Origin of the sequence: Streptomyces sp. NPDC057137 (assembly GCF_042670825.1) — a bacterium.
GTDB lineage: Bacteria > Actinomycetota > Actinomycetes > Streptomycetales > Streptomycetaceae > Streptomyces.
On sequence record NZ_JBHUUW010000052.1, the window covers coordinates 42,476 to 58,805 of the forward strand.

20 protein-coding genes and 2 pseudogenes are annotated in these 16,330 nt (G+C 67.6%); 4 read left to right on the top strand and 18 right to left on the bottom strand.

All coding sequences use genetic code 11. The annotated features are described in order from the left end of the window. From ACFT9I_RS30380 to ACFT9I_RS30390, 3 genes and pseudogenes are all read right to left on the bottom strand, one after another. Positions 1 to 138, bottom strand: a complete 138-nt coding sequence (locus ACFT9I_RS30380) for a hypothetical protein (RefSeq protein WP_382569494.1) — start codon at positions 136 to 138, stop codon at positions 1 to 3. Positions 139 to 714: 576 nt separating this feature from the next. Then, complete coding sequence (locus ACFT9I_RS30385; protein WP_382569495.1) at positions 715 to 1,044, bottom strand: hypothetical protein; 330 nt, start codon at positions 1,042 to 1,044, stop codon at positions 715 to 717. Between the two features lie 73 nt (positions 1,045 to 1,117). Continuing rightward, positions 1,118 to 1,984, bottom strand: a pseudogene (locus tag ACFT9I_RS30390) (IS5 family transposase). Between ACFT9I_RS30390 and ACFT9I_RS30395 the strand changes: the two are divergent. Then, positions 1,911 to 2,423 carry an HAD family hydrolase gene (locus ACFT9I_RS30395; protein ID WP_382569531.1) on the top strand — a complete coding sequence of 171 codons (513 nt, stop codon included), beginning with the start codon at positions 1,911 to 1,913 and terminating at the stop codon, positions 2,421 to 2,423. The pseudogene ACFT9I_RS30390 and the gene ACFT9I_RS30395 sit on opposite strands and share 74 nt — an antisense overlap. Before the next feature lie 86 nt (positions 2,424 to 2,509). On the opposite strand, the gene ACFT9I_RS30400 is transcribed toward ACFT9I_RS30395, so the two are convergent. The 5 genes from ACFT9I_RS30400 to ACFT9I_RS30420 all read right to left on the bottom strand — a co-directional run bounded on the left by ACFT9I_RS30400 (position 2,510) and on the right by ACFT9I_RS30420 (position 7,360). Next, positions 2,510 to 2,881: a hypothetical protein gene (locus ACFT9I_RS30400; protein WP_382569497.1), complete on the bottom strand. Its 372-nt coding sequence runs from the start codon at positions 2,879 to 2,881 to the stop codon at positions 2,510 to 2,512. 594 nt (positions 2,882 to 3,475) lie between these two features. Beyond that, positions 3,476 to 4,057, bottom strand: coding sequence for a hypothetical protein (locus ACFT9I_RS30405; RefSeq protein WP_382569498.1), 582 nt, complete (start codon positions 4,055 to 4,057; stop codon positions 3,476 to 3,478). Then, positions 4,054 to 6,483 carry a site-specific integrase gene (locus tag ACFT9I_RS30410; protein WP_382569499.1) on the bottom strand — a complete coding sequence of 810 codons (2,430 nt, stop codon included), beginning with the start codon at positions 6,481 to 6,483 and terminating at the stop codon, positions 4,054 to 4,056. The genes ACFT9I_RS30405 and ACFT9I_RS30410 overlap by 4 nt, the downstream gene beginning before the upstream one ends. Then, positions 6,480 to 6,833, bottom strand: coding sequence for a helix-turn-helix domain-containing protein (locus ACFT9I_RS30415; RefSeq protein WP_382569500.1), 354 nt, complete (start codon positions 6,831 to 6,833; stop codon positions 6,480 to 6,482). The genes ACFT9I_RS30410 and ACFT9I_RS30415 overlap by 4 nt, the downstream gene beginning before the upstream one ends. A 14-nt stretch (positions 6,834 to 6,847) precedes the next feature. Continuing rightward, the gene (locus tag ACFT9I_RS30420) at positions 6,848 to 7,360 is read right to left on the bottom strand and encodes a tyrosine-type recombinase/integrase (RefSeq protein WP_382569502.1); all 513 of its coding nucleotides are present in this window, start codon (positions 7,358 to 7,360) and stop codon (positions 6,848 to 6,850) included. A gap of 20 nt (positions 7,361 to 7,380) precedes the next feature. On the opposite strand from ACFT9I_RS30420, the gene ACFT9I_RS30425 reads away from it, so the two are divergent. Both ACFT9I_RS30425 and ACFT9I_RS30430 read left to right on the top strand, forming a co-directional pair. Then, a complete protein-coding gene (locus ACFT9I_RS30425; protein WP_382569504.1) occupies positions 7,381 to 7,752 on the top strand; it encodes a hypothetical protein in 372 nt (123 codons plus the stop codon). Between the two features lie 19 nt (positions 7,753 to 7,771). Next, positions 7,772 to 8,062 (top strand): hypothetical protein, encoded by a 291-nt coding sequence (locus ACFT9I_RS30430; protein ID WP_382569506.1) that lies wholly within the window; start codon positions 7,772 to 7,774, stop codon positions 8,060 to 8,062. 471 nt (positions 8,063 to 8,533) lie between these two features. Here ACFT9I_RS30430 and ACFT9I_RS30435 read toward each other — a convergent pair whose 3' ends face one another. The 10 genes and pseudogenes from ACFT9I_RS30435 to ACFT9I_RS30480 form a co-directional block, all read right to left on the bottom strand. Continuing rightward, on the bottom strand, positions 8,534 to 8,725 hold the full coding sequence (locus ACFT9I_RS30435) for a hypothetical protein (RefSeq protein WP_382569508.1): 192 nt from the start codon (positions 8,723 to 8,725) through the stop codon (positions 8,534 to 8,536). Next, a complete protein-coding gene (locus ACFT9I_RS30440; RefSeq protein WP_382569510.1) occupies positions 8,722 to 9,312 on the bottom strand; it encodes a hypothetical protein in 591 nt (196 codons plus the stop codon). Before ACFT9I_RS30440 ends, ACFT9I_RS30435 begins: the two co-directional genes overlap by 4 nt. Before the next feature lie 268 nt (positions 9,313 to 9,580). Then, a pseudogene (locus ACFT9I_RS30445) lies at positions 9,581 to 9,820 on the bottom strand (hypothetical protein); the annotation flags it as partial. Between the two features lie 160 nt (positions 9,821 to 9,980). Then, positions 9,981 to 10,568 (bottom strand): immunity 21 family protein, encoded by a 588-nt coding sequence (locus ACFT9I_RS30450; protein WP_382569511.1) that lies wholly within the window; start codon positions 10,566 to 10,568, stop codon positions 9,981 to 9,983. A gap of 101 nt (positions 10,569 to 10,669) precedes the next feature. Beyond that, positions 10,670 to 10,981 (bottom strand): transposase, encoded by a 312-nt coding sequence (locus ACFT9I_RS30455; protein WP_382569513.1) that lies wholly within the window; start codon positions 10,979 to 10,981, stop codon positions 10,670 to 10,672. A 49-nt stretch (positions 10,982 to 11,030) separates the two neighbouring features. Then, positions 11,031 to 11,615: a DinB family protein gene (locus ACFT9I_RS30460; RefSeq protein WP_382569515.1), complete on the bottom strand. Its 585-nt coding sequence runs from the start codon at positions 11,613 to 11,615 to the stop codon at positions 11,031 to 11,033. Between the two features lie 137 nt (positions 11,616 to 11,752). Continuing rightward, the gene (locus ACFT9I_RS30465; protein ID WP_382569516.1) at positions 11,753 to 12,034 is read right to left on the bottom strand and encodes a hypothetical protein; all 282 of its coding nucleotides are present in this window, start codon (positions 12,032 to 12,034) and stop codon (positions 11,753 to 11,755) included. Positions 12,035 to 12,273: 239 nt separating this feature from the next. Next, positions 12,274 to 13,647, bottom strand: a complete 1,374-nt coding sequence (locus ACFT9I_RS30470; protein ID WP_382569518.1) for a glycoside hydrolase family 18 protein — start codon at positions 13,645 to 13,647, stop codon at positions 12,274 to 12,276. Positions 13,648 to 13,797: 150 nt separating this feature from the next. After that, a complete protein-coding gene (locus ACFT9I_RS30475; RefSeq protein ID WP_382569520.1) occupies positions 13,798 to 14,532 on the bottom strand; it encodes an ANTAR domain-containing protein in 735 nt (244 codons plus the stop codon). Further along, positions 14,529 to 15,233: a GAF and ANTAR domain-containing protein gene (locus ACFT9I_RS30480; RefSeq protein WP_382569522.1), complete on the bottom strand. Its 705-nt coding sequence runs from the start codon at positions 15,231 to 15,233 to the stop codon at positions 14,529 to 14,531. The genes ACFT9I_RS30475 and ACFT9I_RS30480 overlap by 4 nt, the downstream gene beginning before the upstream one ends. A 238-nt stretch (positions 15,234 to 15,471) precedes the next feature. Between ACFT9I_RS30480 and ACFT9I_RS30485 the strand changes: the two genes are divergently transcribed. Further along, the gene (locus ACFT9I_RS30485) at positions 15,472 to 16,089 is read left to right on the top strand and encodes a hypothetical protein (RefSeq protein WP_382569533.1); all 618 of its coding nucleotides are present in this window, start codon (positions 15,472 to 15,474) and stop codon (positions 16,087 to 16,089) included. The last annotated feature ends 241 nt before the right edge of the window (positions 16,090 to 16,330 follow it).

Here is a 16,330-nt window from a genome sequence, read left to right on the forward strand (position 1 = left end):
TCACGGCCGCAGGGCGGGGACGACCAGATCAGGCGTGCCCGCCCTGAACAAGGTCGAGATCACCGCCATTCCGCCGAACATCTGCAGTACGTCCGCCACCGGGTGCCCCAGGACGACCAGAACTGTGGCTAGCGTCATGGCAATCACCACGATGACGACTACCTGTGTGCTCGGGGACTCGGGTGTCTCACGGGCCCCATGAACAACACACTCGAGATGAGATGTCCTGCCAGCTGCCATTGCACCTCTTCCTTTCCGCCCTGCCTGTTGGCCTGCGGGCCGTCTTGCGCCACGTCCCTACGAGGCGTCGTGTGACCCATGTTCAGCGCGTTGACGACCTCAACGCCACTCGCGTTGTTGCGCAGATGTCCAACACCTGGACTGCAACAATCCGTCTTGGTCACCCGGAGGGTTCGTCAACTTGGAAAGAGAAACAGCAGGTCAGCGACTTGTCGAAATAGCCCAGGCGTTGGGATCCTGCCAGGCTGTCCACGAAGCCAATGTGGTCTACATCACTGGCTCCATACGTGCGCTCACCTCTGCGGCATGCCAAGTCTATTGTCAAGAGCAAGACTTGGCGCGCACTCAGCAATCCCCGATCACAGGCCCAAAGCCACGACGAGCCCTCCGAGGGTTGTGGACCATTCCTGGACACGGCCCAGACGACGAGTCGGCTGCAACCCGGGGTCGAGCAAGACTCAGCTAGGCCGTGTTTTAGAAGTTGCTGGTGTGCTGGGTGGGCCGTCCGGGGAGGTCGCGGGTGGCCATCCAGATGGTGAGGTCGCGGGCGATCTGGTCGATGCTGGTCTCGGTGGCGACGTCGTGTTCGCGGCGGGTGGTGTCTCGGCGGACGACCTCGTAGCCGCCTTCGTCCAGGACAGCGACGGACGTGAACCAGGCCGGGTCGTCTTCGTCGGGCTGGACGACGACGAAGGTGTTGTCTGTGTCGTTGAGGTCGTCGATCAGCATGAACAGCGCGTCCTCGGACGGGTCCTCGATATGGTCGCCGCTCTCACTCTCGGCCCGGTAGTACTCAGCCCCCATCGGCCCCATCTCCCCTCAACCCGCTGACCTGATCGCGGCCAGAATGACATGCCGGACCGACACCCCTGGCAGGTCACAGCCATTCGTTGATCGCGGCGATGAGAACAGTCGCCTCGAAGCGGACCGCGAGCTTGTCGAACCTGGTGGCCACCGCCCGGTTCCGCTTCAGCCGGTTGATGCCGCACTCGACCGCGTGCCGGGCCTTGTAGTCCTCACGGTCGAAGGCCGCCGACCGCCCGCCGACCGCCCGGCGCTTTCGGTGGCCGGCCTGATCGGCAGGTTCCGGGATCGTGCAGCGGATCCCGCGCCGACGCAGGTAGGCGCGGTTCGCGCGCGATGAATACGCCTTGTCGCCACGGACCCGCAACGGACGAACCCGTGGCCGGCCCGGCCCGAGACGGGGAACCCGGATGGCTTCCTACACGGCTGTGAACTGCGGGCTGTCTCCCCACTGTCCGGCTGTGACCAGCAGCGACAACGGCTTCTGACCTTGTTCGCAGGCCAGGTGAATCTTCGTGGTCCAGCCGCCGCGGGAACGGCCCAGGCCGTGATCGTCGGGTTCGGCCTGGTGGCCGCCCGGCGGTTCCTTCTGGGTCTGGCCGTCACGCCGGGCACCGGCCGCGTGCTGATGGGCCCGGCAGATCGTGGAGTCCACGTTCACCTCCCAGGTGATCAGCCCGGCTGCGTCCGCCCGGGCCTGCAATCCGGTCAGCACCGCCGACCAGACCCCATCGCGCTGCCAGCGCCGGAAGAGCCCATAGACCGTCTGCCACGGACCGTACTCGGGTGGCAGATCACGCCACGGGGCCCCGGTCCGCACCCGCCAGCGGATCCCGTCGATCAACCGCCGTCGGCCGACGGACGGCCTGCCCAACACCGCAAGCGGCAACAACGGCCCCAGCACCGCCCACTGCTCATCTGAAAGATCCCCTCTCCCCACACCGAGATCATCACGGCACGCACGAGGCGAGACACGGACCCCAGTTCTAAAACACGCCCTAGACGCGCTGGCCGTCGCGGGCGTCCGGCAAACCGTGGTCACGGGCAACGTCCGCCCTGTCGCGGAGATCAAGTTGGGCGTCTTTGGCCTGGACACCCATATCGAGTGGGACGCTGGGGCGTACGGAGAAGACGCTGACCTCCGGCCCGCCCTCGTGGATTTCGCCCTCACCCGTTCGTCCACCGCAGCGGGGGACGCGGTACTGATCGGCGACACCCCGGCCGATGTCGAAGGCGGGCGCGAGAACGGCGTCCACGTCATCGCCGTTGCTACCGGCCGCAGCTCCGCTACCGAGCTGCTCGGGGCAGGCGCTCATCACGTCCTTGACGACCTCAGTGACATCGAGCGCCTGCTGACTCTCATCGCGAGCCGGGCCTAGGCCGCCCTCGGGGGGAGTGTCAGCCGCGCACCGTACGGTAGTCACATGCCCCTCTCCTTCCAGGCCGCGAGGCGCGCTGTGCCCTGTTAGCTTCTCCCCCTCGCCGCGGTGAGGCCGTTCCAGATCAGGACGTCTGCTGCGGCAAGCAGGCCCTCGCGGGGGCCTGCCGACGCCGGCAGGGTGTCTGGCTCGCTCTGGGACGCATTGACGGGGAGGTCTGGCGCCGATGGTGGCGTCTCCTCCTTGGTGTCGTCGGGCTCGGCGCCATCGTCGGCCGCCAGGCGTCGGTTGACCGACGCGGCGAAGTCGGCGAGGCGTACGCGCCGCTGCTCCTCGGGCATCTTGGCGAACTCCGCGAGCCGTGCAGCCTGATCCTTCCTGCACACCCGCGGCGGCACCCCACCCTTCTGTCCGATGCAGCTTCTCCTGCGTGCGGCATGCTCGACTGGGTGATTCATGTGTGGCAGCGGCGTTGCCGTCGTTGAGATCACGACCTGCGGCAGCTCCGCCTCACGCAGGCAGAGCCAGACTATGTCGTAGACCTCTTGCGCTATGTGCCGCGACCAGGCTGCGTACTCGTCCAGCCATGCCGTGTTGAGCGCCTCGCCATGCAGAGTCCTTGGCCCTCGGCGGTATGGTCCCGGCTTCGCCCTGGGGACCAGTTGGGGACCACGCGGTGTCGGCACAGCTGAACGGCATGCACTGCAGAGCACGCTGATCTCCCTGATTTCTAGCCGTATGTTCAGACAAAAGGGATCAGCCTTACTCCTGGGGGTCAAGGGGTCGCAGGTTCAAATCCTGTCGTCCCGACTGGAGACAGTCGCAGATCAGGGCCGGTTTCGGAGAACTCCGAAACCGGCCCTGATCATTTCTGGGGACCAGTTGAGGGTCGGCGTCCTTGACTGGGTCAGCGGGTCATGACGATTGGGCTCGGCAGTGAGCGCGGCGCGCGCAGCACGCTGAAGTGGGCCGAGAGCGCCGCCCCGGCCGCCGTGATCTTGTGTACATCCGGGTGTAATGGTGGAGTCGGGTATTGGAACTGCCCGAATGCCTCAGCCGGTGCGGACCCACGCCGTGAAGTCATCGGCGAGTCCTGGCGGGTTGGCGGCTTCAGTCCGGCGAGCGATCCCCTCGTAGTACTCCAGCTCGTGGAGGACCACGGGCACCGGCTTGCCGATGGCGCTCTTGATGACGCCTTCGTTGTGGAGGTCGCGAGCGAGCTGGACGCATGCCTGGTTGAAGTTGGCCTCGATCAACGAGGCGGTCGGCCCCACGGTTGTCATCCAGTCCTCAGGGCGCGTGGGCTCGTCGTCGTACCAAAGTCTGAGTTCAGTGATCCACTGACGGCGTGCTGTGGCTCCGCCGGGGTCTTGGGCGACGTCGCCGATGACCGTGAGCTCGTTCTGGAGCCAGAAGGCATAGTTCCAGCGGGCTTCCGCCTCGTCGGAGGCGTCCGCGATGCTGCGTCGGAACTGAGCTGCGGTGTTGTATCCGATGGTCAAGGTGGGCTGTCGAGGGTCGTCCCTCTCATTGTCGATGAAGAACGAGATGACGTAGACGTCCTCTGCCTCGGCCGCTGGGATCGAGCTGATTGCTCGCTCGGCAAGGGTTCGGAGGTGGTTCTGGAAGGTCACGGGGCCGGAGCCTTTCGAATTCGGTTGCTGACGTCGGCGGCGTAAGCGGCCCAGTCCCCGGCGGCGGCTCGCTGCCACTTGACGGCGACGGTGATGTCGATGCCGAGAGTGCGGGCAAGGACCGCGGCAGGCAGCTCCGTGGCGAGCTGGAACAGAGCAGTTGAGCTGGTCTCGGCGAGCCGGATGCCGAGCTTGCGGAGACGTTCGCCCATGGCCCAGACACTGATCGGGCGGCCGGGCTGACCGCCAGGGAAGAGCCAAGGGGAATCCGTCCGGGCGAGAACGGCATGACTGCGGCGAACCGCGACTTGTTGGAGGGCCAGTTCAGCGACGAGTGCGGGCAGCTCGACCGGGACGGCACCGAGGCGGAGGCGTACTGCTCCGTCGGTCTCCTCGATGTGGTCGACGGTGAGCCGGGAGATCGCAGCGGGCCACTGGGCATAAAGGAGCAACAGCAGTCCGGCGAGGCGGTCTTCGGACTTGAGAGTGTCGTCGTGCAGCAGACGGCGGGCGGTGGTCCAGCGGGCCTCGTCGTCCATCGCCCGGGCGGGGGCGTTCCATCTGACGGCCGGGAAGCTGAGATCGCGTGCGATCTTCTGGGCGAGAGCCCAGCGCACGAAGTGGCCTGCCTCCCGGCGGTGACGGACGTCGTCGCTGGTCATCCAGCGTTCGAGGTCGGCCTGGCGGCAGGTCGTGAGCGTCAGACGCTGGTCGTTGAGCCAGTTGAGGAGGTGGACGGCTGCCCGCAGATGCTGGCGGACGACGGTGAGCTGGGTGTGCGTGATGTCGTTGCCGCGGCTGCGTCGGCGAAGCCGTCGCAGGAGGTGCCAGGTCGCGTACCGGTGCAGGATCTTCCGTCCCTCAGCGGTGGAGTGGGAGGTGACGAGATCGTTCACGTGCCGTTCCAGGCGGACCATCTGCTCGTCGCGCTGGGGCAGCGTGCCGGTAGCAACGAGCACGCTTCGGATGTGCTCGACGACCTTGCCCGCCGGGAGTCCGTCCGGGGCCTCGTGTGTCAGGGGTCGACGGCCGGATCCGAGATCGGACAGAACGGTGGAGACGATGCCGCCGGAGAGCCAGCGCATCGCCGTGCCGGCCCGTTCCGTCTCGGCCAGGGCGTCGTTGAGGGGCTGCAGCTTCGGGGGTATGGAGCCCGAGTCGTCGGCGAGAAGCTCGTGGAGCCGTTGTTTGAGAGTGCAGCGAGGGCACGGGCCGGCGGCTCGCAGTCGTTCCGCTTCCCCGCAGGTGGGACATGGGCGCCAGAGCTCGGCGTCTGGTGCGGTGCAGGGGCCGCAGACCGGTGCGCCGGCGGTCCCGGAGTGGATGCCTCGAAGCCGTCCGCATGCGGTGCAATGAGCCTGGCGCCGGTCGCAGCCGCCGCAGCGGGGCAGGCCGGTCAGACGGGAGTGGGTGCCGAGTGCGGTGCGGCCGCAGATCGAGCAGACGAGGACGGGCAGGGGGCAACAGTTCGAGCAGAGAGGACCGTTGGAGGTGCGGTTCTGTACTCGCTTCCGCTTCCCGCAGTTGATGCAGACCTCGACGTTCGCAGGATCGTTGACCAAGCAGTTCGGACACAGCGGGCGCCCCTGGTCGTCACGGGTGGCCGGCTCGCGGCGGGCTCCGCAGCGTACGCATTCTGCGACGCGGGAATTGGCGATGCAGTTGCGGCAGACCCGCTGACCGTCGAGCGGCTTGTCGATGCGAACCACCCGGTGGCAGCGAGGGCAGGACGGTCGGACGATCCCGGCAACACCAGCCTCGTGCAGAAGGTCGATGAACCTCAAGATGGCGCGATGCGGGGCGCGGTGGGTCTCGCCGGTCAGCAGGCGGGGGTTCTCCTCCGGGGCCCAGACGACTCGCTGCCGATCGTGAGGACGGTGGGGTGCCGACTGGCGGAGAGCTTCCGCGACCACGTCGCGGTCGGCGCCCGGAGCGATCGCGGTTATCACCTCGTGGACGACTGCGGCCGGGTCACGGTCATCGCGGTCGGGACACATCGAACAACGCGGCAGGCCCTTGCGGTCCCGGAAGGTGAGGCGCCGGGTGTTGCCGCAGGCGGCGCACTCGGTGGTTTCCTTGATGCAGACCGAGCAGTACCAGTCCTGGCCCTGCCGCTGGAGACTTCGCAGGCTCTTTCCGCACTCGGCGCAGACCGGCGCCGAGATCGCCGAGGCACCAGCCTTGCGGAGCGATATGAGGAGGTCACCGACGGCCCGTGGCGCCGGAGACCGTCCATCGGTCAGCATGGCGGGTCGCGTCGCCAGGGCCTTGGCCATGTTCCGTGACTTTGCGCGGCCGCCCGTGACCGCGGTGACCACGATCCGGATGGTCTCGGAGCCGAGCTCGCTGTCGGCATCCGCGACCAGGTCCGTGATCAGGCCGATCGGGTCCGTGATGGCGCGGTCGAGAGATTCGGTGGTGGTCATGGCCCGTCAACACCCCTGATCCGGGCCGGCTTTGGCCTCAGCCCGCCCAGTCCTTCTGTGTCGAGTGCCGAGCCGCCGCCGGCGGCGGCCCTCTTCGGCTTCTTCGCGGCGCCGACCGTCGCGATGGGCTCGATGAGGTCGTCCATGGTGCAGTCCAGGATGTCGAGCAGGGCCATGAGGATCTTCAGGCTCAGTCGCTCAGGTCGCTCGACGACGAGCCGGTAGACCTGGCTCGAGGACAGCGTGATCCCGCGCTCGGCGAGCGGAGGGATGAGGTCGGTGGTGGAGAACATCCTGCGGTTGGCCATGACTTTGCGCAGGTGCCAGTGGTAGTCGAGCTTGGCGGCCATCGCCGGATCCCTCCTCATCGGACCCCGGCGAATGCCGGGGCCAGTGCCTTGTGCAGGGAAGTGTTCATGAAGTCGTCGCTGACGTGCGTGTAGATGGCCAGGGAGCTGTCGCACTCGTGGCCGACCTGCTGCTGGATGAAGCGGCGGTCCACCCCGTCCTCCGTCAGGTGCGTGACGTACGAATGCCTCAAGGAGTGCGGGACCAGCGCCTTCGGCAGCTTGAGGGCGTCGGTCGTTGATCGAGCCGGGCCGCAGACGGCCACCACGTTCGGTGATCCACAGAGCAGGGTGGTGGGGAATCCGAAGTGCGGCCGGACGTTCTCGACGTAGTCGGCGACCGCCTCGACGGCCCAGTCCATCGCCGACAAGACGTTCCGCCGCCGCGGTGGCTGCCCCTTCTTGGCCTTGCCATAACGGACGTAGAGCGTGCCGTACCGGCCGAACTGACGGGCTTGCGGGTTGCGTCCGAAGTCGACGACATCGAGCTTGGAGGTCTCGGTCCGGCGAAGTCCCCACCCGTAGATCACCTTGAAGAGGGTGACGTACCGTGCAGGCCGCGTCGACGGAGAAGAATCCTTGCAACTGGAAGCTTCCCCCGGGTGTCGGAGTCCCCGTGCTTGACGAATGGGCGATCAAGGGGATCAGGGACACACACTTCCCCGGCGGGCCGGCAGCAAATGGCAGCAAGGGACTCTTCAAGGACGAGGTGACCAACGAACATCTCCAGAAGATCTTCGAGGCGGGTATGGAGGACGCGGCACCCTTCAGGGAGAACAAGGACTTCTACTACGAGAAGGAGTTCGACTACTCGGAGGTCGTAGGGTTCACATCCGCGGACTCGGGGGCAACTCCGACGAAGCGCGTCATCCTCGTCATCAGCAAGTACGAAAGCGTTGTCAACATGTTCCCCGTCCGATAGCCCGTCAGGGAGGGAAGTAATGAGCCTGTCGATCCATGTCAGAAACCCCCGGCATCACGAGATCGACTCCTTCGCAGATGACCCGGAAGACTCCTTCCGGGAGATGTGCCAGAGGGCGCCGGACGACAGTTTGCGGCGGGGAGTCATGCAATTCGCTGACACCATGTTCAACACGGTCCAGCTGCACCGCTTCGTCGATGAGCTCGAATCTCTTCCGGCGAGCGAGATGACGTCGTCGATTCAGAAGGCATTGGACTGCGCGAAACTCGCCATCCGAAAGTCCGGGTACCTGTACTTCGTGGGTGACTGACCTGGCCGGCCCGCAAGGGCCGGGCAGTACGTGAGAGGTGCCCGCGGATCAAGCCTGATCCGCGGGCGTCCTTTTGCGCCCGCGCCGGCTGGAGCAGGTCCCAGAGGTTGCCGTACAGGTTCTCGACCGCCTGGCCGGCAAGGACCGGGATCATCCCCGCGCGTACGGGGAGCACGTCGCGTCCTGCACGGTGATGCTGGCCGCCCGGGGACCATACCCGGCGCGTGCGGGGATGGTTCGTCCACTGGTTGCCCTCGTCGCGCCGATGTGCTCGAAGTCAAGCCGAATGCGTCCTGGAGGCCGGCTCGTAGGATCGGCCGGCCCCGTTCGGCGCGGTCCGTTCGGAGCGGTGCCGTGCCGCAACTGCCACCTGGGCCGCCGCCCTTCGGCGCGCGTCGTCCGCATCGCCCACCAACCCCTGTCTCGCCCGGTTCGCCGAGGTGATCGAGCAGCAGACGGGGTGTTGCGCGCCTACAGGTCGAGTACTGCCCAGAGTCGGCGGCCGTCTTGCGCGGTGTCGGCACCGCAGCTCGATGCGCCGAGCGCGGCGACCGCGGGCAGGACCCGTTCATCGGTCACCGCGAGGCCCGTCCGATGTGACAGCACCACGATCAGGGCCTGACGGTCCTGGTCGGCCAAGTGCAGGCTGACGGCGTCGGTCACCACTTTCTGCCCGTGGTGTGCTCGACCTCGGAGAAAACGAGCTCCAGGAGCCGCGGCCCGGCCATCGTCCCGGTGAGGAGACCGCTCACCCGGTGCACGATCCCCGCGACCGCATGGGCCTGCGCGACGAGCGCCCGTTGACGGGGCGCCAGGGGAAGCCCGCGCGGTGCGCTGAGGCCCGTGCTCAGAATGTTTACGGTGTCCATGAGCCACAGGACCAGGACCTCGCGCAGCCAGCCCGCGCGTTCATGCGCGGGTACCGCCGACACCTGGCGGGTGAGCGTGGAGGCGATCCCCCGCACGATCTGCTGTCCGGCCTCGCGGTCGGGGTGGCCGGTCGCGAGAAGCAACGAGCGGCCGATGAGCTTCGCGATGTCCGGGTGCGGGCCGCCGGCCCACTGCACGGCCGGGTCGATGACGTGCAGACGCGGACCGTCGATGGGGACGTGCTCAGGCTTGAGATCCCCGTACACCGCCACTTTCCGACCGGACGAGATCGCGCTGGAGCCCCGTTGAGGAAGGTCATAAAGCGCGCCGACTGGACTCTCGGTGTCGATACCGAGCCCGGTGCTTCCGGTCCGGTGCATGAGATCGAGTGCACGACGTGCGGTGAGTCCTCGGGGGCGGCGGAGGAGCGGGCGAGCCCCGAGGAGTGGGCGCTCGGCCACACCGGTGGCCATCCTTCTCATCGTGGCTTCCGAGGACTCACCACCGCGTTCTTCCGTGTGACGCCGTGACGCCGGCCCCGGGCAATCCGTACACGGACACCTCGCCCAGCTTTCGGCGGGTCCGCCCCAAGCTGGGCCCCGATCCACCTGAGTTGATGGCATGAGCACCCCACACCTCGATAGTTCAGTCGATGAGCCGGTCGTCCAAAGAGACCCGCCAGGTTTCCGCCGGCACTGACGTCTCACAGCGGGCCTCGACGCAGTACCGGAAGAGGTAGCGCAGGTGGGACGGCGCGATGCCGGTGCGGGGATCCGCCGTCGCGTGGACGATGACCTCGTAGTCGCGCATGTAGTTGGTGTATCCGTGGTGCACGACGGCGTGATCGAAGGTCTCGTCCAGCATCTGTTCAAGTACGGCGGCATCCATACCGCCCTTCTACCTCACCCTGCGGGGCCTTCGGCAACGAGATTCACGGACGTCGGGCACCGTTGCTCAGGGATCGCCCGGACGAGTCCTGGACCCGGCCGGGTCACGGCCGTGACTGCCGGCTGAAGGGCGAAGGCGTTCACCACGCGATGCTGCCCGTTCAGGATTCGACGGGCAGGAGCTGGACCAGGCCGACCCGGTTCCCCTCGTCCGCCTTCGCGTGGGTGGCACGGACCCTCCAGCGGCCGGCGGGTAGCGGGACCGATGCCTGGGCGGGTATCCCGCCGCCGGGATACCCGACGTCCAGCTCGCCGCCTGCTTCGGCGGAGTCCATGAGCATGGCCGGACCGTCCGACACCCACGTGCCGCACTCCTCCCATTGAGTTACCGGATCTGCGAAGACAGCTCTGGCGGCGGCCTTCAGCTCGGCCTCGGAGTCGGAGGCAAGCCACCGCAGGAAGGCTCGGTGCTCGGGCAGATAGCAGGTGGTAGCCGGTTCGTCGGCCAGCACAAGCGCCTGTGCACCCTCCTTGCCAACGGAGATCACACCAGCCAGATCGTCCACCGCGCAGGCGCGGTCGTAGTCGTCTGGCGTAGTGGCATCTCCCGCCATGACTCCGGCCTCCGTACACCCACACCATGCGGCCAATGCTGAGACGGGGATGACGATCAAAGGCCCGCCCATCGACTCCACCCAAACAGGAGAGGCATTGGACGCATCGACCGCGGGAGACGAAGAAACACTCACGACGTCAGTGTGCCCGTGCCCACTGACAACGCCTACGGTCGTCCACCGGAGCACAGGGCCTGCGTGGACCAGCAGCTACGGGACAGCTCTCGGAGGTTGTCTCACGTGGCAGGTTTCGGCCCGCGCTCGCGCAGCCAGGCCAGGTGTTCGGCGGAGAAGTACGCCTTGTCCGCGCGGAGTTTGACGGGTCGGCGCCGCCGTGGTCCCCGGCGGGACCGGACGGCGGGTATGCCGCGGATGAGCGGTTCGAGGGCGAGGCTGTCGTGCATCTTCGCGCCGGACACGGCGACGGCGAGCGGGATGCCCTGGGTATCGGACAGCACGTACAGCTTGCTGCCCTTCCCATGCCGTGAAGCGGCGATGCGCGGTGGCGGGCGACGTGCCGAACGTCGGCGGCAGATGCCACCAGGCACCCACGACCGGCAGCATGCCGCACGAACATCACGTCACGTGAGACAACCTCTAGGCCTTGATCGGTGTGGCCGGCCTGGCGGCCTGCTCGATCTTCGCGCAGTGGGCTGCGCGGGCTTCCTCGTCGATCCGCTTCTCGTGTTCGGGGCGCATCCCGGTCCGGCCGTCGAGGCTCTCGCGCAGGATGTCGGCGTGCCCGGCATGCCGGTTGGTCTCGCCGAGGACATGGACCGTGATGGCGAACAGGTTCGTGTTGGGATGAGGCTCCGGCCACCACGGCACGTGGCCGGGGGCGTCGAGGGGAAGCTCGTTGATCGTCGCGTCCGAGTGTTCCCACGTGCGCCGGTAGAACCCGATGATCTGATCGCGGGTCTCGTCCTCGGTCGCCCACAGATCGCTGCCGTCGGAGTCCTGCCACCGGGGCAGCGGTTCCGGGGAAGTGCGGTCGAAGACCTCGCCGAAGTATCTGGCCTCGACGGTGGCCACGTGTTTGACCAGGCCGAGGAGGTTGGTCCCGGTCGCTGTCAAAGGCCGGCGGGCGTCGTATTCGGACAAGCCGTCGAGTTTCCAGAGCAGCGCCTGGCGGTCCCGCCGCAGTCTCCCGTGCAGGTTGTCCTTCGCGAATTCATCGATCATGCGGCATGAGCCTGCCATGGGCTGCTCGTGGTCTCAAGATCCCGCAGCTGGTCCGCAACGACTGGCAGAGAGCCGGTCCGGAGGTGGTGCGGGGAGCCGAGACCGCCCCAGGCAATCACCTCCGGACCGGCGGGACCTCACTCCACTGCGGGAAGCAGGCCGGTTACCGGCGCCGCCAGGTCGGTGAGCTGGTGCAACTGGCTCAGATCGTTCAGGTGACTCAAGCCGGCCAACTGGTTCTTCACCTTGGGCAGTTCCGCCTGGTGCTCCGCCGGAATACCGGTCGCGGCGATGGCGTCGAGTTCGCTGAAGGGGTTCACCGGCGTAATCAGCTCGGTGGACCCAGCGGCGTTCGCCGTCGAGACGGCAAAGGGTGAGAGGGCGGCAGCCGCAGCAAGAACGGTCGTGATTCTGCGCATTGATGTCATACCTGCGCAAACGACGTGAGGCGTGAACGGACACGTGGCCGTGTGGGTGTCCGCGGCAGCTCAGCGCCGTACGAGTGGAGCGCGCGTTCCACGACCGACGTCCACGTCCCGTCGCGCTGCCGGCGATCGCCTCGCCCCACGCCGAGATCGTCACGTCACGGCATGGGGCAAGTCACGGAGAGAGCCACTCGGAGAAAGCCTCTGAACTGCCGGGGACTCCTTGCCTCAGGTCACTGGCGGCGGCCGAGGCCGCGGTCGACGGCCTTGATCAGCTCGCCGTCCGGGGTGTCCCCGTCCAGTGACCAGAACATCGCGCCGCCGAGTCCCTTGGCGCGGACGTACGCCGACTTGGTGCGCAGCACCTGCGGATCGTCGTACGTCCACAGTGTCGTGCCGTCGAAGAGCCAGGCGTGGCCGTTCCTGACGTCGCGGTGCACGGTGTACGCCCCCGAGTCCGCGAGCTTCTTCAGCGCCTTGTAGTCCTCGTTGCCGTTCGCCCAGGTGCCCGGGGCGGGGCCGGTCGCGGGCTGGCCCATGCCGGTGCCGCCGCCGGAGACGCCGGTCCAGCCCTGGCCGTAGAAGGGCATGCCGACCACGAGCTTGCGCGCCGGCGCGCCGCGCCGCAGCCAGTCGTTGACCGTCTGGCTGACGCTGAAGTCGTCGGTCTTGGCGAAGAGCGCGGACTGCTGGGCGGTCGTGGGCTCCCAGGTGCCGTGGAAGTCGTATCCCTGGAGGTTCACGAAGTCGAAGTCCCGCATGATCTTGGAGACTTCGAAACCCGCGTCGATCTTCGCCGGGGCCGTGGGGACGAAAGCGGTCAGCTCGTAGTGCTTGCGCTTCTGCTGGTCCTTCCGGGATTTGGCGTACGCGTCGAGCTGTCTGCGGAACTCCCGTACGAGCGCGGTGAAGTTCTGCTTGTCCTCGGGGCGGAACACGGTGCCGACGTCGCCCGCCGAACCGGGCCACTCCCAGTCGAGGTCGATTCCGTCGAAGAGGCCCGCGGCGGCTCCCGGGCCGCCGCGACCGCCGTCGGCGGGCAGATTGCCCTTGATGTAGAGGTCGATGCAGGAGGAGACCAGCGCGCTGCGGGAGGCGGGGGTACGGGCCGCGTCCGAGAAGTGCTTCGACCAGCTCCAACCACCCAACGAGATCAGGACCTTGAGGCCGGGATTCTTCGCCTTCAGCTCACGCAGCTGATTGAAGTTGCCGGCGAGGCGCTGGCCGTCGGTGTCGGCCACGCCGTCGACGGAGCCGGCCGCATCCAGCGGGCGTACGTAGTCGGCCCAGGCGTCGGCCTCTCCCGGGGTGTTGCCGGTGAAGCACTTCCCTTCGGCGCTCACGTTCCCGAAGGCGTAGTTGATGTGGGTCAGCCTGGCCGCCGCTCCACTCGTGTCCATGTCCTTGACCTGGTAGTTCCGCCCGTAGACACCCCATTGGGCGAAGTAGCCGACCCGCTTGTACGAGGGCTGCGCGGGGTGCGAGGGGTGCGAGCCACGCTTGTCGCCGTGCGAGGCGGGGTCGGCGCCCGCGGAGGGGGCGAGGGTGGCCACAAGGCCGAGGGAGAGGGCGGCGATGGTCAGCCGGGAAAGGTTCTTTCGAGGCATGAGGCTCGTTTCCTGTGCGTGTGCCGGAAGGGAGCGGTGTTCGGCGGTGCGCACAGGAACGTATTGGTCTGGACCATTAACGTCAAGATGTTCGGCAGTTGTACCGAGGGTAAGTATTCGTACAGCAGATCGCCGATGGTGAGCCCGGCTCTACGGCCGGGGGATCTGTGTGATGTCGAGGGTCTGGTCGATGATCTGGCGTGCGAGGTCGGAGATACGGAGATGGTGCGCGCGGGCGTGGGCGCGCAGGGTGGCGAAGGCGAGATCGGGGTTGGTGTTCCAGCGCTCGGCGAGGATGCCTTTGGCCTGTTCGACGGTGATGCGGCTGGTGAGTGCGTGCTGGAGCTGGGCCTTCTCCCGCTGGTCATGGTCGAGATCACGCTGCTGCAGGAGGGCGATGGTGGCGACGTCGGCCAGGGCCTGGGCGAGTGAGGCGTCCTGGGCGGTGAGTGGCTGGCGGCCGGTGTGGAAGAGGTTCATCGCGCCGACGGCGCGGTTGCGCAGCCGTAGCGGGAAGACGTGGCTGGTGTGGAAGCCGCTGCCGCGTGCTCGCTCGGCGAAGGCGGGCCAGGTGCCGGCGGTGGGATCGTCCAGGTCGATGTTGGTACGTGCGGTGCCGTCGCGGTAGCAGTCCAGGCAGGGACCTTGGTCGTGCTGGACGGCGAAGAGTTCCAGGATCTGGGTCGTCTCGTCCGAGGCCGCGACGGTGTGGAGCGTCTCTTCCTCGCCGGCCAGGAGGATGCCGACGGCGGAGACGTCGAGGAGCGTCACGCAGTGCGCACACAGCTGCTCCAGGAATTCGATCAGGTCGAAGTCGTCGATCAGGGAGTCCGCCACCTGCACGAAGACTTCTGATACCTGCTGCTCGCGGGACATGGAAGTCATCCCCTCGTCTCCTCGGGTGCCGGTCGGTCGTCGTCGAGCTTAAGCCGCCTTGCCACGACGTCCTGCGCCACGTCGATGATGGACCGGTCGTGACCGTAGGCGTGGGCGCGCAGTCGTAGCAGGGCCTTGGCGAGTGGCAGGCCAAGCTGGACGCTGAGCATGCCGGTCGCCTGGTGGACGACGGCGCGGTGTGATTCGGTGCCCGGCCGCACCGAGGCGACGAGTTGTTCGCCGTCGCCGCCGAGGAACCGCAGGGTCAGGGCCGCCGCGAGGGCCAGGGCGTCGTCCATCTGCTGCCCCGTCATGGGACCGGGCGTGGAGCGCAGGGCGGTGAGGACGCCGACGGTGATGCCGCCGAGGGCGAGCGGCAGGCAGAACAGGGCCTGGATCGGCAGGCGGGCCATGGCGGGCAGGAGGGCGGGCCACCGTTGCGGCGGCACCGCGGACACGTCGTGCTCCAGGATCAGCCGCCCGGTCCGCATGGCGTCCGGTCCCGGCCCCTCGCCCACGGTGAACTGGAGGTCTTCGAAGGATGTGCTGGTCTCGTCGGTGGACCACAGTTGTTCGGTGAGCCGGCCCTCCAGGGCCAGCGAGACCGTCAGCTGGTCCATGCCCAGGGCCGGGACACAGCCCTCGGACAGCCGGGGGGTGGTCTCCGCGTGGAAAACCCGCAGGATCTCGGCCATCACCGGGCTGATCACCGACGGACACCTTCCCTCCTGCTGGACTGCGCACGAAGCAAGCGGGCGGGCCCTGGCAAGTGCGGAGACCAGGCCTCTTCAACACTACCGTCGCGCGCCGACCGGCCGGCCGGTCGGCGCGTTCAGGGCCCGGTCGCAATCAGCGGGCGCGGGCGTCGGTGAACGCTGGAGGATGTGCTCGCTCCGTAATGGGGAGGCGGTGCGGGCAGGGACGCGGAACACTTCCCAGGTGATCGTGATGCAGCCCGTCCTGGAGATCTACGGCTTCGATGGCTGTGCCCTCTGGCCCGTCGCCGAGATCGAGCAGTTCAACCACCTACCGCTCAGCGGTGACCTTGCCCCCGCCGAGGTCGGGACAGCGGTGATGGGCATCGCCGGCTGCAACGACATCGACCCCGAACACGACGACCGCCCGCCACGGCCCGCCGATCCGCTCGGGTCGTTCCTGCATGGACTGCTGACCTTCGACCGCCTCTTCGCGGCCGGTGGCATGCGAGTCACGGACAGCTCGACCGGTACCACGTTCCTGCCCGGCTGCTGCTACGGGCTGGAGGACTGGCGCGACTGGCGCGAGGTCGTCGACGGCAGCGGCCGGGCCTGCTTCGGCCACGATCCCGACCCGGTCGCCGAGCGCCTCGGCGACACCGTCCGGCTGACCGTCGACTCCGAGCAGAGTGACAGCCCGGTGATCGAACTGTCCGTCACCGAACTCCGCCGTCTGCTCGACGGCGCCGAACACGACCTGACCGACTTCCTTGCGCTGGCGGCGGAATGGGTGTCCCAGTACCTGCCCGACCACTCGACCCCCGTCACCGCCGCCCTCGTACGAGTCCTCGCCCTGCCGTCAAAGCCGTAGCGCGACAACGGGCAGGCAAGGCATGGCAGTTGGACGAGTGCGCCGATGCGTCGTGGCGTACGGGAACGGGGAAGCGTGCGTCGCATGTGCTTCGTGAGGTCTGACGGCTGAGGTGGCAGCGCCGTGACCTGGACCTCCCCTGAGGTGGTCACGGCGCTGCCGCTTTCTCGTGGTGCCGCCGTCGGCCCCCCAAGGCCGTCGCGTAGCACCCGCCTATTGGTCGGTGAGCATCCCGGCGCGG